Source organism: Paenibacillus oralis (assembly GCF_003863965.1).
Taxonomy (GTDB): Bacteria; Bacillota; Bacilli; order Paenibacillales; family Paenibacillaceae; genus Fontibacillus; species Fontibacillus oralis.
Window position 1 is genome coordinate 3,364,633 of sequence record NZ_RRCN01000001.1, and the last position, 16,312, is coordinate 3,380,944.

Consider the following 16,312-nt stretch of genomic DNA (forward strand, 5'->3'; position numbering starts at 1 on the left):
CAATGGCCAGAAAAAAAAGAAAACTGGAAAAAGTTGATCATATATTAAAAGTTACTTTGTTAACCTCACAAGTCATAAACCTGACGAATCCTTTTTATGCTAATGCAAACGGGTTGACAGAACAAGACCAAATTCATTACGCCGACCCGGACAATGCCGTAACCGTTACGGATTCCACGTATGACGTTGGCCCGCAAACCTATTATATTATGGCCGATGATCCGTTGGAATTATTGCAGATGCTTCCCTATGGCAGTGGAGTTTCGTTGACTCCCTTGCTTAGTTTGCTATTTGATCAGGAACCAAGTCTTGGAACCGGAGAGATCGCGGTGTACCGGGAGTCGGACAACCGGATGGTAGACCGGCTGAGCGGAGGGAACGTACGTCTGAGCGGGAATATGGCGATTATTAGCCTGAACTCTCCGCTGGTAGACGACACGTCGTATTACGTGGAAGTTACCTCCGGAATGTTCCTGGATGGAGCAGGCCAAGGGTTTGGCGGCATTCGTGGTCCCTGGACGTGGAGCTTCCGGACGATGGACCAAACGGCGCCGCAGCTGGTGGACAAAAGTCCAGAAGGCAGCGGAGCAAGCCTAAGCCCGTGGCTGAACATGACGTTTAGCGAGCCGGTGAAGTGGGGAACCGGGGATGTAATCATTCATGAAGCGGCGGACGGCAGTGTAGCGGGACAAGCCCGCGTGTCTGGCGGTATGGTGACCGATAGCTATGGGAATTTGAACGGAAATGAAGCCGAGTTGTACCTGTACAACTGGGGCCTGGAAAGCGGGACGTCATACTACGTGGAGGTCACGCCGGGAACGCTGGTGGACCGGAGCGGAAATCCGTTTTCGGGAGTCCTTGGTTCGAGCGAGTGGACGTTTACGACGCGGGATGAGGCGCCGTATTATACGGACTTGTGGCCGCAAAGCGGCGGCGCAGAATTACAGCCACAGCTTACGATTCGTTTCAGCGAAGCGATTCATCTAGGAACCGGAGAAATCGCGGTGTACCGGCAGTTGGACAACCAGATGGTAGACCGGCTGAGCGGAGGGAACGTACGTCTGAGCGGGAATATGGCAATCATTAGCCTGAACTCTCCGCTGGTAGACGACACGTCGTATTACGTGGAAGTTACCTCCGGAATGTTCCTGGATGGAGCAGGCCAAGGGTTTGGCGGCATTCGCGGTCCGTGGACGTGGAGCTTCCGGACGATGGACCAAACGGCGCCGCAGCTGGTGGACAAAAGTCCAGAAGGCAGCGGAGCGAGCTTAAGCCCGTGGCTGAACATGACGTTTAGCGAACCGGTGAAGTGGGGAACCGGCGATGTAATCATTCATGAGACAGCGGACGGCAGTGTAGCGGGACAAGCCCGCGTGTCGGGCGGTATGGTTACGGATGGCTATGGCTATTTGAACGAGAGCACGGCCCAATTGAATCTTCAACAAAGATTGGAAAGCGGGACTTCATACTACGTGGAAGTCACGCCAGGGACGCTGGTGGACCGTAGCGGAAATCCGTTTGCGGGAGTCCTTGGTTCGAGCGAGTGGACGTTCACGACGCGAGACGAGGCGCCGTATTATACGGATTTGTGGCCGCAAAGCGGTGGCTCGGAATTACAGCCACAGCTTACGATTCGTTTCAGCGAAGCGATTCATCTAGGAACCGGAGAAATCGCGGTGTACCGGCAGTTGGACAACCAGATGGTAGACCGGCTGAGCGGAGGGAACGTACGTCTGAGCGGGAATATGGCGATTATTAGCCTGAACTCTCCGCTGGTAGACGACACGTCGTATTACGTGGAAGTCACCTCCGGGATGTTCCTGGATGGAGCAGGCCAAGGGTTTGGCGGCATTCGCGGTCCATGGGCATGGAATTTCCGGACGATGGACCAAACGGCGCCGCAGCTGGTGGACAAGAGTCCGCAAGGCAGCGGAGCGAGCTTAAGCCCGTGGCTGAACATGACGTTTAGCGAGCCGGTGAAGTGGGGTACTGGGGATGTAATCATTCATGAAGCGGCGGACGGCAGTGTAGCGGGACAAGCCCATGTATCGGGCGGCATGGTGACCAATGGCTATGGGAATTTGAACGGAAATGAAGCCGAGTTGTACCTATACAACTGGGGTTTGGAAAGCGGGACATCATATTACGTAGAAGTCACGCCAGGGACGCTGGTGGACCGGAGCGGAAATCCGTTTGCGGGAGTCCTTGGTTCGAGCGAGTGGACGTTCACGACGCGAGACGAGGCGCCGTATTATACGGATTTGTGGCCGCAAAGCGGTGGCTCGGAATTACAGCCACAGCTTACGATTCGTTTCAGCGAAGCGATTCATCTAGGAACCGGAGAAATCGCGGTGTACCGGCAGTTGGACAACCAGATGGTAGACCGGCTGAGCGGAGGGAACGTACGTCTGAGCGGGAATATGGCGATTATTAGCCTGAACTCTCCGCTGGTAGACGACACGTCGTATTACGTGGAAGTTACCTCCGGAATGTTCCTGGATGGAGCAGGCCAAGGGTTTGGCGGCATTCGCGGTCCCTGGATGTGGAGCTTCCGGACGATGGACCAAACCGCGCCGCAGCTGGTGGACAAAAGTCCAGAAGGCAGCGGAGCAAGCCTAAGTCCGTGGCTGAACATGACGTTTAGCGAACCGGTGAAGTGGGGTACTGGGGATGTAATCATCCATGAAGCGGCGGACGGCAGTGTAGCGGGACAAGCCCGCGTGTCGGGCGGCATGGTGACCGATGGCGGATATGGCTATTTGAACGGAAATGAAGCAGAGTTATACCTGTACAACTGGGGTTTGGAAAGCGGGACATCGTATTACGTGGAAGTCACGTCAGGGACGCTGGTGGACCGTAGCGGGAACCCATTTGCGGGAGTCCTTGGTTCGAGCGAGTGGACGTTTACGACGCGGGATGAGGCGCCGTACTATACGGACTTGTGGCCGCAAAGCGGTGGCTCGGAATTACAGCCGCAGCTCACGATTCGTTTCAGTGAAGCGATTCATCTCGGAACCGGAGAAATCGCGGTGTACCGGCAGTCGGACAACCAGATGGTAGACCGGCTGAGCGGAGGGAACGTACGTCTGAGCGGGAATATGGCGATTATTAGCCTGAACTCTCCGCTGGTAGACGACACGTCGTATTACGTGGAAGTTACCTCCGGAATGTTCCTGGATGGAGCAGGCCAAGGGTTTGGCGGCATTCGCGGTCCCTGGATGTGGAGCTTCCGGACGATGGACCAAACCGCGCCGCAACTGGTGGACAAAAGTCCAGAAGGCAGCGGAGCGAGCTTAAGCCCGTGGCTGAACATGACGTTTAGCGAACCGGTGAAGTGGGGAACCGGCGATGTAATCATTCATGAGACAGCGGACGGCAGTGTAGCGGGACAAGCCCGCGTGTCGGGCGGTATGGTTACGGATGGCTATGGCTATTTGAACGAGAGCACGGTCCAATTGAATCTTCAACAAAGATTGGAAAGCGGGACTTCATACTACGTAGAAGTTACGCCAGGGACGCTGGTGGACCGTAGTGGGAACCCATTTACGGGAGTCCTTGGCTCGAGCAAATGGGTATTTAAAACGATATCGAGCACGCCAAACGTTACTCCACAAAAGTCCAGAAAATCAGCCGTCACCAGCCTGACTACCCGGGATTCGGTTTCCCCGGTTTCACCACAAGACGGAATAATGGCTTACGCCCAAATCATGGACGGAGCAACCGAGGCCGGCGAACAGACAACGATTAATATTTATGCTGAAACCTTATCCAGTGAACTGCAAAAAAATGGAGCTGTCCATGATGGACCGCAAGTGTTGATGATAGATGCTGCCGGATACGGATCGAATATTATCTTCAATCTGCCTTTGGAGGCTTTTCGCAATGCGGGCCCATTGGAAAACCTGCGCATTGGATTCGGATCTTCAAATGCCCAATACTTGTTGCCTGCAGATCTGATCCAGCAATGGTCTAACACATATGACGAAGATTCGTTGTCCGTTCAAATCATGAAATTGGACGAAAAGACGGGTTCATTGATTCAAGGTATAGTGCTGGATGAGGGGGCTGTTCAAGCGGAACCCGGCCCTATCGACTTTTCGATTCGGATTGGAGATGTGGAGGTATCGGATTTCTCAAAGGAATACGTAGAACGAAAAATCCTTTTGAATCAACCGGTTCCCGCAGACCGTTCAACGGCGGTCTGGATGAATCCCGAAACAAACCGGGTATCCTTTGTTCCGTCATTGTTTCAAGATAAGAATGGGGCTACGGAGGTTTCGATAAAAACCGACCATAACAGCATATATACCGTATTGTCAAACGATAAGAGCTTTGCTGATATGAATAGCCACTGGGCTCGTAATGATGTGGAATTAATGGCGAATAAATTACTTTTGCATGGAGCAGCTCCTAATAAATTCGAACCGAACCGTGCGATAACCCGAGCCGAATTTGTCGTTTTGGTAGTCCGTGGGTTGGGGTTGAAAGAAGAACCGAAGTCAGACCTATTTTTGGACGTGTCCGCCAATGATTGGTTTACGGGAAGCATCGGAGCGGCACTAATAGCAGGATTGGTGCAAGGGGATGGAAATAATTTCAATCCTAACACCCCAATAACCCGGGAAGAAATGGCTGTTATAGCGCAAAAAGCGATTGAGTATGTCGAAGGAAGCGAGATAAAGACGGACCCGGAAGCCCGGACACCAGTTTTCAAGGATGAAGAAACGGTATCGCCATGGGCGAAAAACGCTATGAAGCAAGCCTTGAATCAAGGGCTGATCCATGGGATAAACCAAGATACGATCGCTCCAAAGCAAAAATCCTCTCGGGCAGAGGCCGCTTCATTTGTTAAAAGGCTGCTGAAATATTTGAAATTTATCGATTAGGTAAATTGCTAGAGAAGTCTAGAAGTAGAAGCTTCCCGAAAGTCGTTATATGGCTTAGGGAAGCTTTTTTAAGAAGTCGGCATATCGTTTTACTGCATAATATTAAGGCATCCGGCTCAAAAAAAGAACAGACCGTTCCCGGAAGGAACCGGTCTAAGCTCTCTTTTTGTCACTTTGTTTGTTAGGTTTTGCCTCTCTGTCCGTTTTGTTTATCGCAGCTCCTGCGTCTTCGACAAACGGTACAACTCCGAGATGATCCGCAGCGATTTGATCCCTTCCGCCTCATCAATCCAGAACTTGCGTCCTTCCCGGACATGATCGTAAAAATCGGAAATAAGCAGCTCATGGCTGCCGCCCCAATATGCTTTTCCCGGCACAGTATTGGCGTTATAGCTTGAAGCAGGCTCATCCAGTCGGGTTTCCGCGCCGTTTTGCTTTAAATAAAGGTGGTCATCCCGCTGGTAGAGCGTTCCCGCTTCAAAGACGAGTTCGAGCTCGACGGGGGAATTGGTAACGTAAGCATTGGTAGCGTAAAAAATAGCCCAAGCCCCGTCTTTAAAGGCGATGCCGGCATGCGCGGTGTCTTCCACTTCGATCGTGTCAGCGAGGATGCCTGTCGTGACGTTTCCCTGCACGGAGGTGATTTCGCCACCGAACCATTGCAGTAAATCGAGCGTGTGGATGGCCTGATTGATCAGCACGCCGCCGCCTTCGGTCTCCCAGCGTCCCCGCCACGGGCTGCCGGCATAATAATCGCGGCCCCGGTGCCAGGTGACGATTCCCTTCATACCGAGCAGCTTGCCCAAAGCGCCGGAATCGATCACCTCCCGGATTTTTTGCGATATCGCGTTATAACGGTTTTGAAACACGATACCGAGTTGGGCCGGCGTGTCCTGCGCAGTCTTGAGCAGCCGCTCCGCCGCCTGCAAGTTATGGGCCATCGGCTTTTCGCACAGCACATGTTTGCCGGCTTGAAGCAAAGCTACCGCCATTTCCGCGTGCAGATGGTGGGGCGTACATAAGTGAACGACCTGAATATCCTCACGTTCCAAAATGGCGCGGTAATCCGTTGCCGCCTCGCAGCCGTATTCGGCCGCGGCTTGCTCCGCTTTGCGCCCGTCGGTGTCGACGACGAGCTTCAAGCCGGCGGCTTCCATCCGGCTGACGGCACCGGCATGCACCGGGAAAATCGTTCCGCAGCCGACGATGGCCGCCCCTGTTTGTTCCCGCATTGCTAATCCCTTCCGTTCCTTAGCAAATTCGCGCCGCTTGCTGCTGCGCTTTCAGGCACAATTCCGCAGCTTTAAAGGCGTGCACCTGGGTCATGGCATTTTCCGTCCGGTGGATGCAGTCGAGGATCAGCTCCCCGAAATACGGATAGCCAACCTGCCCGCGAACGTTAAAATAATGCTCCCCGCTCCGGTTGACGAGATAAACGTGATCGCCGCCGGCGTCCCGCGCGATATCGGTGTATTTTCGCAGCTCAATGTATCCTTCGGTGCCCAAAATAAACGTCCGGCCGTCGCCCCAAGTGCCAAGCCCGTCCGGCGTAAACCAGTCGACACGAAAATATTGCGTGGCCCCGTTATCCCCGACCAGGGTGGCGTCCCCGTAATCCTCCAGCTCGGGATATTCCGGGTGATGGTAATTGGCGACTTTGCTGTGGAGCACCTGCGCATCCTTGCAACCGGTGTAGTACAGGAACTGCTCGATTTGATGGCTGCCGATGTCGCAGAGAATACCGCCGTATTTTTCTTTCCGGAAAAACCACTCCGGACGCGAGGCGGCGTTCAGGCGATGGGGACCGAAGCCCGTAACCTGAATCACCCGGCCGATCGCTCCATTCTGCACCAATTGGCCGGCGTACACGGCGGATTCGACGTGAAGGCGCTCGCTGTAATAGACGGCGTATTTTTTGCCCGTCTCGCGCACCTTTTGTCTGGCGGCTTCCAGTTGGTCCAGGCTCGTAAACGGCGTTTTGTCGGTAAAATAATCTTTCCCCGCATCCATCACCCGCAGACCGAGCGGACCGCGTTCCGACGGGACGGCCGCGGCCGCGACCAGCTTGACCTCGGGATCGGCGAGCACCTGCTCGAGGCTGTTGGCCGCAGCAGCCTGGGGAAACTGCGCAGTAAACGCCTTCACCTTGGCAGGGTCGGGATCATAGACCCATTTCAGGGTGGCCCCGGCTTCGACCAGCCCGCCGGACATGCCGTAAATGTGGCCATGGTCTAGGGCGACGGCCGCGAACGCGAACTCGCCCGGCCCCACGACGGGGTTCGGCCGTCCTTTCGGCGCGTAGTTCATGCCGTCGCTCGTCTGAAAAGACTCAGGCTGAAGCGAGGGCGAGGAGCCGCCGCCATTTTGCTGGTCTGGGACATGCTCCTTCATTGGACTCGTCGGTTTCTTTTCGAATGGTCCACTCATCGGCTTTACATCCTTTCACGCATAAATTCGGTAAACGCTTTGAGCAGCGTCTTGGAATCGTACTGGCCGCTAAAATCCTCGATGCCGAGGTAGCCGTCATAACCTACGGATCTCAGGTCATCCAGCAGCATGCGGAAATCGACGATCCCGCCCGCCAGCGGGGCCCATTCGGAACGCCAGGCGGCTGTCCCGTCTGCGCGTGTGCCGTCCTGCACCCAAAGGGCGTTTTTCACGTGCACATGCGCTAAATACGGACCAAGCAGCTCCAGCCCTATTTTGAATCGTTCATACCCTTCATGCACCATGTTGCCGGGATCGAACAACACGCCGATATATTCCGGATCGCAGTGGCTGACCAGCCGATGGGTTAGCCCGGCGCTGGGCGCGATCGTATTGTGGTGCGTTTCAACGACGCCTTTGATTCCGTACTGCTTCGCCATCCGCTCGGCTTCCTTCAAATAGCGGACGGTGGCTTCATACAGTTCGGGATAGGGAGTCGACCCGTCGTATCCGGCCGCCCCAACGCGGATCATCTTCGCTCCAAGCAGGCGGGCGGCGCGGAAGGCTCGATCCGTCTCTTCCAGGTTCAAGGAATTTAAGTACGGCGTCACGCTAACCACTTCCAGGCCCTGCGCCTCCGTGATCTCCTTGAACCGCAGCATTTCTGTGTCCGAAAGCCCCGGGTCGATTGAGCACAGGTTGTTGCGCCAAAACGACGGCGCTTCGCCCTTGGCTTCGGCGGGTACTCCCTTGAAGCGCCACTCGACGCCATCCAGCCCGGCTTCCCGCGCCGCAAGAATCAACTCCTCCGGCGTCAAATCCGGTGTAGCCACCGTAAACACGGACAATTTCATCTTACATCGCTCCTCCTTTGGTATAATCCTTAGGTATAAGCTTGTCGGCATAAAACAAGTCGGTTGGACCAGCCCGGCGGCGTTATTGCAGAGGGGCGGAAATAAAAAGGGGTGCTTTTACAGTAGCAGGGGGAAAATAGCGGAATTTTATGGCGTTATTTTTTTACCAGAGGGCTTTGAAAGCAAATAGCGGAAAATTTTGTCTCTATTTTTAGAGCAACCCTGGCTGAACTGGCATTTTTCCACGCTGTCCCTTAAATAGCGACATAATTTTCCCTTATTTCTCTTAATCGGTAGTAAATTAAATGAATAACGACATTTTTTACCGCTATTTTTACGTCCAACCGATTAGCCGCCCAACTCACCAGCACCCATTAACCTGTGCTAACCTCCACTAATCTCTGCCAACCTCCACTAACTCCATCAGCCTCCGTCCAGCCCTGTCCAGCTTCAGTCAGTCCCCCATCAATGCGTTCCCGACACGTCCAGCACTCTGCCGCCGCCTGCGCCCCCGCTGTCTTTGCGGAACACCGACGTTTTGATTTTCTCCTGCAGCTTTTCGTGGAATAAATCTTCATCGAGCGGGAGATCCACCCAATCCTCCGTCCAGGCGGACAGGTGCATGGCGTTGGAAATCGTCAGGCCGAGGATGCCTTCTTCTCCCGGCGCCAGCAGCGCATCCCCGTCCAGCACCGCGTTCGTAAAATTTTGCAGGATGCCTTTGTGCTGCGGGCCTTCGCCGCCATCGACCGGAATTTCGCATTTCCAGCATTCCGGCTGCCCGAATCCCCCGGTATATTCGGCGTTGAATTTCGGTTCGGGCACGCGCAGGCGCCAAAACGTCAGTTTGCCGTCCTCCACGACGATTTTGCCGCCCTCCCCGGCCAGCTCAAACCGGTTCGTCCCTGGCGTTTCGCCGGTGGTCGTGACGAACAGGCCGGTTGCGCCGTTTTCGTATTCCACATAGGCGGTGACGTCATCCTCGACCTCGATGTTGCGGTGCTTCCCAAAATGGCAAAAAGCGCGCACCCGCTTCGGCATCATGCCGGTCGTCCATTGCCATAGGTCAAGCTGATGCGGGTCCTGATTGAGCAGCACGCCGCCGCCTTCCCCGGCCCAGGTTGCCCGCCAGCCGCCGGAATCGTAGTAGCTTTGCGACCGGTACCAGTTCGTGATGATCCAGTTTGTCCTGCGGATCGCCCCCAGTTCTCCGGACAGCACGAGGTCGCGCAGCTTGGCATACAGCGGATTCGTCCGCTGATTGTACATAATGCCGAACCGCTTGCCGGATTTCGCGGCAGCTTCATTCATTTCGCGGACCGCTTTGGTGAACACGCCGGCCGGCTTTTCCACGAGCACATGGTAACCGCTCTCAAAAGCCTGCACCGCCAGTGTCGGATGATCGTAATGCGGCGTTGCGATCAACACGGCGTCCATAGCCCGCGAAGCGAAAAAAGCATCCGCCTCATCAAAGGTGCGCACCGCACTCGGCAGACGTTCTTTTGCCCATTTCAGCCTTTCCGGGTTCGAGTCGCATACGGCCGCCAGCTCCGCGCCCTTAATGTCGCCAATCAGAGACAGCGCGTGCGAGGTTCCCATATTTCCGATGCCGATGATGCCAAACCGTACTTTGTCCATGATGCTCCCTGCCTTTCTCAATTTTGGGTGGAAGGATGTTCCGTTCGGTAACGGTGAATCTCCTTAAGCCCCTTTTTCCGCTACAGTTTTTAAACTACCCGTGTATGTACCCCATGCCCCCTTAGCTTAACTTGAATTCCGAAGGATGAGAATGGCAAAGATTAAGGGGATTTTGCACAAAATTAAGGTGTGTTTGGTAAAATCGCGATGCTACAATAAGATTATCGAACAACTGATGAAAGTGCTTGCAAAATCGACCAGTAAGAGCCGAACCAACGAAGCCGAGGAAACGAAGGAGACGACAGTTCCTATGAATGAAACCGAGCTTCTGGCCGGGCGGCTGCCCGAAAGCCTGACCGTAACGGTAACGCATGTCCAGCTTAAAAGCGGGTTCCCCGGGTGGAACCGGACGGAACTAGCCCCCAGCTTCAACCGGCTGTATTTTATATCTCAAGGCGAAGGTTCGGTCATCATTAATGGAGAAACGTACTACCCGCAGCAGAACCAACTGATGATCATGCCGGCGGGATCGAGCCAAACGACCTTTACCGCGCCGGACAATCCGTATACCCGGTATTTTTGCCATTTCGACGCGCAGGTCGGGGAATGGCCGCTTTTTCACGCGGGGAGCAAGTTGTTTATCAGCGATGTTCAGGACCCGGAGTATGTCCGCACGACGTTCGAGTCGATGATCGATCTGTTCCAGGCGGGCGGGCCGTTTGCGGGTCTCAGGCTGCAGGCCGGTCTGCTCAATTTGCTGGCGTGCTGTCTGGAAGAAGGGGGATACCGGGATTTTTTGAAGGATTATATGCAGTTTACGGAGCGGGAGAAGCTGGCGGGCGTGCTGAAGTATATTCAGGAGCATTTGCACGAGCCGATAGAGATCGAAACTTTGGCCGATATCGTCCACCTGCATCCGAATTATTTTATCCCTTATTTTAAAAAAATCATGGGCATCACGCCGATGCATTACGTGCAGCGCAAGCGAATGGAAGAAGCCAAGCGGCTGTTGACATATACTGACGAAAGCATCGCCGAAATCGCCGAACGGCTAGGCATGCAGCTGGCCCATTTCTCCCGTCAATTTAAGGGGCATACGGGGATTTCCCCAACCGCTTACCGGGCCTGCACCCGGTAAAACCCGCTTCTGCTCCCAAAGGCTGATGCCCGAGGTGAACGCCCCGTCATTTTCGGGCACGAAAAGTCGGATCGGGCGCGTTTGATCCTGTTATCCTGTGAGTGTGAAGGAGGTGCAGACGATGGATTCGCTTAAAAACTTAAACGCCGCATTAAACTATATCGAGCAGCATCTGGCGGATGAAATCGATTATAAGGATGCGGCCAGGCTCGCCGTTTGTTCGGAATATCACTTCAAGCGGATGTTTTCTTTTTTGGCCGGCGTGACGTTGTCCGAGTATATTCGCCGCAGACGGCTGACGCTGGCCGCGTTCGAGCTGCAGCATCAAGATATCCGGATTATCGATGTGGCGGTGAAGTACGGATACGGTTCGGCGGACGCTTTTACCCGGGCGTTTCAGGCCATGCACGGCATCACGCCGTCCGAAGCGAGAAATCCGGGCCAACCGTTAAAAGCTTATCCGCGTATGACCTTCCAACTTACCATTCAAGGGGGAAGCGAAATGAACTATCGTATTGTGGAAAAAGAGGCTTTTCGGATCGTCGGGTTATCCAAACGAGTGCCGATCCAATTTCACGGTGTCAATCCGCAGATCGCGGAAATGTGGCAGAGCTTGAACGAGGAGACCATTCGGCTCCTGAAAGGGCTGTCCAATGTGGAACCGGCCGGCATGATCAGCGCGTCAGCGAATTTTTCGGAGGGACGGATGAAGGAGCAAGGGGAACTCGATCATTATATCGGTGTCGCCACTTCGCGGGAGTGTCCCGCTCATCTGGCATCGCTTGAAGTTGCCGCTTCGACGTGGGCGGTGTTCACGGCGGTCGGGCCGTTTCCCGAGACGCTGCAAAACGTTTGGGGACGGATTTACGCCGAATGGTTTCCGTCCGCAAATTACGAGCTGGCCGAAGGGCCGGAAATCCTCTGGAACGAAAGCCCTGACGTCACCTCGCCGACGTACAAAAGCGAAATCTGGATTCCGGTCGTGCGGAAAGAGTAACGTTTGTCCCAGGGACGGCGGATTCGCCCAACCCGGGGCGGCCCGTCGCCGCCTTCACAAAGGCCCTGCTCAGGGATACTCCCGGGCGGGGGCCTTTTGCTGCCTCTTAGGAAGGACTCCCAACCGAAAAACCACCGCAGCAGGTTGTTCTGACGGAAATCCTATAGTAATATCTGACCAGGGGGGAAAGCGTAATGAAGGACAAGCAACAACCGGTCTGCGTTTTGTTTGTATGCCTCGGAAACATCTGCCGTTCGCCGATGGCCGAAGCCGTGTTCCGGCATCTGGTGGCCGAAGCGGAATTAAGCGGCCGGTTCCGCATCGATTCGGCGGGAACGGGCAGCTGGCATACCGGCAATCCGCCGCATCATGGCACGCGCCGCATTTTGGATCAATACGGCATATCGTACGAAGGGCTTCGGGCCAGGCAGGTCGCGCCTGCCGATTTTTCGGATTTCGACTATATCATCGCCATGGACAACCAAAACGAGCGGGATTTGAAGTCGCTGGCACGGCAAGCGGACGCCCAAATATTGAAGCTGCTCGACCTCGTTCCGGAGTCTACGGTCAAGGAAGTGCCCGATCCGTATTATACGGGCAACTTCGAAGAGGTTTACGAGATGGTGCAGCAGGGCTGCCGGGCTTTGCTGGAACGGATCCGGCGGGAGGCCTTGGCGTAGGCTGAACCGGCAAAGTGCCGCATGTTAAAATATGCGGCATTTTTCTTTGCTTGTTAAATGCCGCACGAACCGTTCAAGATATACCGAGGACAACAGCGGCGCTATATCTGGCCTTTCCCGATATCCTCGCGGTATTTCAGCGGGTGGCAGCCGACATTCTTTTTGAAAACCGTGCTGAAATAATGCGGATTCTCGTAGCCGACAAGCTCGGCGATTTCCATGACCCTCAGGTCGGAATTGTGAAGCAGCTTTTTGGCCTGCTCGATCCGTACCTTGGTGATGTAATCGCTGATCGTCTCATTTGTGCCCTGCTTGAAAATCAGGCTGATGTAATTGGGAGTCAGATACACCTGCTCGGCGATTTTTGCGACGGACAGTTCCCGGGCGTAACCCTCGTGAATAATCTCCTTGATTTTGTTGATCGTTTTGCTGTTTTTCGTCGTGTTTTTATTTTCCAGATAACGGGTCAGATCGGTGAAAAGCTGCAGCATATAGTCCTTAAGCTGTCCGATTTCGGTTTTGCCGTAAATTTCCTTAATGATCGTCATCCGATCGCTAAGAACGTGCTCGCCTCCGCCATCCAGCTCATACAGCGTGCGCGCGGAAGTGAAGATCATTTCCGCACACAAGCTTTGCACATAATCCAATTGCGGCTTCGGTTCGCCGAGATGCCGGAACAGGTCCTCCAGCAGGGCGGCCGTTTTGCTCGTATTGCCCACCTTTAACGCGTTCATCAGGTCGGTATGTAACTTGTACAAATAAGAGCTTTGCAGCGTTTCGTTATCGGGCCGAATGTCCCGGATATGAATGATGGAACGCTGACCGGTATAAAACTTATAAATAAGAGCGGTTAACGCTTCTTTGTAGGATTCCTCCACCCTTTGGATTTGCATACAGGTATTCCCGATGCCAATCGACACGGAAAGCTGCAAATACCGGCCGATATTAAGGGTGCAAACCTCGCACAGCCGCGTGATCTCCTGGACTTCCACTCCGCCGCTGCTGCAAAACAGCAGAATGAATTCATTTTCCCGGGCGACGAAGCTGAGGCCGGCCCTTTGCTCCGCCAAGATCTCGTTGATAATATTTTGCATGGAAAAATAAAGCAGCTGCTTGTATTCCTCGGAATACTTCTCCAGCGCTTTTTTGTAGTCGTCGAGCTGCAGGACGCCCACCGTAAATTGCTGGTCCGGGGATAATGGCATCCCGAAAAAAGCGATCTTCTCCCAAATTTCCTCCGCTTCGGGATACAGGCCGGCTAGCAAATTTTGCAAAAATTTATCCCGGATCAAAGGCGTATTCTCCTGCAGTTGTTTTTTGAGATGATCCAGATTGAACTGCACGTTCCGGTCATTATGGATACCATCCACCGTCTTGCGGAAAATTTCCTTCAGCTCGGGCAATTTCACAGGCTTTAAAATGTAGCCTTCCGCATTGATCTTTAATGCGTTTTGCGCATAAGAGAAATCCTGCACGCCGCTGATAATGATGATTTTAGCCGGGCATTCCGCCTCCTTCAGCTTCGCGGCCACCTGCAGTCCGTCCCAAAACGGCATCATAATGTCAATAAACAATATGTCAGGCTTGAGCTTTAGGCAGAGCTCGTAGGCCTCCTGTCCGTCCTTCGCCTCGCCAATGATCTGAATGCCGAACTCCTCTTCCCAGCGGATGGCCGCTTTCAGGCTGTCCCGGATAAACGGCTCGTCATCCGCGATGATCATCGTGATCATCTTCGTTCACCTCGTTCCATGTTGTCACCACAGGACAGCTTACAACCACCAGCAATCCCTGCTCGTCCTCATCATTGCGGTAATACTTGATCCCGTAGGCCTCACCGAAAAATTGCTTAATTCTCGCATGGACGTTGCGGATTCCATACGAGTCGCCGCTTGGCTGTCTGGCGTTCAGCAGATCGTTCAACTGCCGGGGATCGGCGCCGGCGCCGTTGTCGAAGACGGAAATGGTCACCAGGTTGGCCGATTCCTGCCGCACCCTGATCCGGATCATACCCGGCCCCTGTTTTTTCTGAACGCCGTGGACGATCGCGTTTTCCACCAGCGGCTGCAGCGTCAGCTTGACGATCAGGCAGCTATTGAGCAGTTCTTCATCTGCGGCCTCCAACTGGTATTCCAGCTTATCCTGAAAGCGGAAGCGTTGAATTTCCAGGTAGCTTTCCACCTGCCGCAGTTCGTCCCGCAGCGGAATGACGTTGTTGCCTTTACTGAGGCTGTACCTGAAAAAATCGGCCAGAGAAGTCACCATGCTGCTGAGCTCGGGAACATTATGCCGGATTGCCAGCCAGTTCATCGAATCCAGCGTGTTATAAAGAAAATGGGGGTTGATCTGAGCCTGCAGCGATTTCAGTTCGGCTTCTTTTTTGCGCAGCTCGGTCACGTATAATTTATCGATCAGGGCTTTGATCTGCTGCATCATCGCGTTATAGCGCTGGAACAGGTAGGCAAATTCATCCTTGCGTTTGTAAACGATTTTGATGTTGAAATTCCCGGTCTCGGCATGGGACATCGAATGCACGAACTTGCGGATCGGGGCCGAGATATTTTCCGATAGCAGTAAAGCCATCATCAGCGATAACAGCATGCAAACGGTGATGACCAAATACATGACCCGCCGAAAAGAAAACAGATCGCCGCTCAGCTCAGAGATCGGGGACAACGCAATCACCTTCCATCCATAGGGCGTGATGTCTTTGTAGGTAATGAGCATGTTCTCGCCGTCCTGCTTGTATTGAAATGAACGGAATGGATCGTCCGTTTCGGAAGTGGACATGTTCCGCGAATACTCCAGAGTGCTCAGGCTTTTCCCGATCAGTTCCGGGTCGGGGCTGAGCACAATCCGGTCGTTTTGATCGACAACATAGATGTTGCTGCCAGGGGTAGGTTTGTAATTTTCGACGGTGGAGCTGAAATCGCTGAGCGGGATGTCGAGCGTCAATATGCCCACATAAGGAAGCTGAATATGGCGGATACCGAACAAGCGCTTGGCAAATTTCAGCGTGTACTGGGAATCCAGTGAACTTAAGCCGATCACGCTCATATCCGATTTGGCCGGAATGTTCAGATACCACGGTTTCAGGGAAATCAGATCGATGTTGAATACCCGGCGCGAAAAGTTATATTGCGTATATTCGGGCCGGTTCACCATGTAGAGCATCGGGACGAACCGGACGCCGGTAGCCCCGCTGCTCGGAAAATTCTCCAAAATTTTGTTCAATTCATTCAGCTCATTAATGATTCCGGTGCCGTCCGTTGCCCGGTCGGAAGAGATCAAATCGGCGAATTCCGAATTGAGGTAGAGGGAGATCATCGCATCATCGGCATTATTAAATTTTTGCATAAGATGATCCTCAACCAGGTTCAGATTGTTTTGTATCGACGTATTCGCATTCCGGGCAATGATCTCGGTGGACTTGTTGTAAATCGTGATGGAGATGATCGTGGTGGGCAGCAGGACAAGGAACAGAAAGTAAAGGATCAGTCTGCTGCGGATGCTGAAATTGTACAGGAACAAAAATTTGGACAGCGTATCGAACCACTGTTTCATCGCAGATTTCCCCTCTTGAGGATCGATTTGAAAAGGTAGTTCAAAAAGTCATCTTTTGATCACGAAGCAGAACACGAAGTGGACTCGACATCGAATCTTGAATTCAGCCGGGCCTTCCGTTGCTCACGTAC

General features: G+C 53.7%; 10 protein-coding genes. 4 read left to right on the plus strand and 6 right to left on the minus strand.

Annotated elements, in window-relative coordinates:
- The first annotated feature begins 2 nt into the window (after positions 1-2).
- Positions 3-4,886: an Ig-like domain-containing protein gene (locus EHV15_RS15140; RefSeq protein ID WP_178075865.1), complete on the plus strand. Its 4,884-nt coding sequence runs from the start codon at positions 3-5 to the stop codon at positions 4,884-4,886.
- Positions 4,887-5,095: 209 nt separating this feature from the next.
- Here EHV15_RS15140 and EHV15_RS15145 read toward each other — a convergent pair whose 3' ends face one another.
- The 4 genes from EHV15_RS15145 to EHV15_RS15160 all read right to left on the minus strand — a co-directional run bounded on the left by EHV15_RS15145 (position 5,096) and on the right by EHV15_RS15160 (position 9,805).
- Positions 5,096-6,118, minus strand: a complete 1,023-nt coding sequence (locus EHV15_RS15145) for a Gfo/Idh/MocA family protein (protein ID WP_128631938.1) — start codon at positions 6,116-6,118, stop codon at positions 5,096-5,098.
- Between the two features lie 19 nt (positions 6,119-6,137).
- Positions 6,138-7,193 carry a Gfo/Idh/MocA family protein gene (locus EHV15_RS15150; protein ID WP_246061937.1) on the minus strand — a complete coding sequence of 352 codons (1,056 nt, stop codon included), beginning with the start codon at positions 7,191-7,193 and terminating at the stop codon, positions 6,138-6,140.
- 125 nt (positions 7,194-7,318) lie between these two features.
- Entirely contained in the window at positions 7,319-8,167 is an 849-nt protein-coding gene (locus EHV15_RS15155; RefSeq protein ID WP_128631939.1) for a sugar phosphate isomerase/epimerase family protein, read from the minus strand.
- 465 nt (positions 8,168-8,632) lie between these two features.
- Positions 8,633-9,805 (minus strand): Gfo/Idh/MocA family protein, encoded by a 1,173-nt coding sequence (locus tag EHV15_RS15160; RefSeq protein ID WP_128631940.1) that lies wholly within the window; start codon positions 9,803-9,805, stop codon positions 8,633-8,635.
- Between the two features lie 151 nt (positions 9,806-9,956).
- On the opposite strand from EHV15_RS15160, the gene EHV15_RS15165 reads away from it, so the two are divergent.
- From EHV15_RS15165 to EHV15_RS15175, 3 genes are all read left to right on the plus strand, one after another.
- Entirely contained in the window at positions 9,957-10,943 is a 987-nt protein-coding gene (locus EHV15_RS15165) for a helix-turn-helix domain-containing protein (RefSeq protein ID WP_425464433.1), read from the plus strand.
- A 121-nt stretch (positions 10,944-11,064) separates the two neighbouring features.
- Positions 11,065-11,940 (plus strand): AraC family transcriptional regulator, encoded by an 876-nt coding sequence (locus tag EHV15_RS15170; RefSeq protein WP_128631941.1) that lies wholly within the window; start codon positions 11,065-11,067, stop codon positions 11,938-11,940.
- A 194-nt stretch (positions 11,941-12,134) separates the two neighbouring features.
- Entirely contained in the window at positions 12,135-12,620 is a 486-nt protein-coding gene (locus tag EHV15_RS15175; protein WP_128631942.1) for a low molecular weight protein-tyrosine-phosphatase, read from the plus strand.
- A gap of 101 nt (positions 12,621-12,721) precedes the next feature.
- Here the strand turns inward: EHV15_RS15175 and EHV15_RS15180 are convergent, their stop codons facing one another.
- Together EHV15_RS15180 and EHV15_RS15185 are read right to left on the minus strand one after the other, a co-directional pair.
- Positions 12,722-14,350: a response regulator gene (locus EHV15_RS15180; RefSeq protein ID WP_128631943.1), complete on the minus strand. Its 1,629-nt coding sequence runs from the start codon at positions 14,348-14,350 to the stop codon at positions 12,722-12,724.
- Positions 14,325-16,181 carry a sensor histidine kinase gene (locus EHV15_RS15185; RefSeq protein ID WP_128631944.1) on the minus strand — a complete coding sequence of 619 codons (1,857 nt, stop codon included), beginning with the start codon at positions 16,179-16,181 and terminating at the stop codon, positions 14,325-14,327. Before EHV15_RS15185 ends, EHV15_RS15180 begins: the two co-directional genes overlap by 26 nt.
- Positions 16,182-16,312 lie beyond the last annotated feature (131 nt).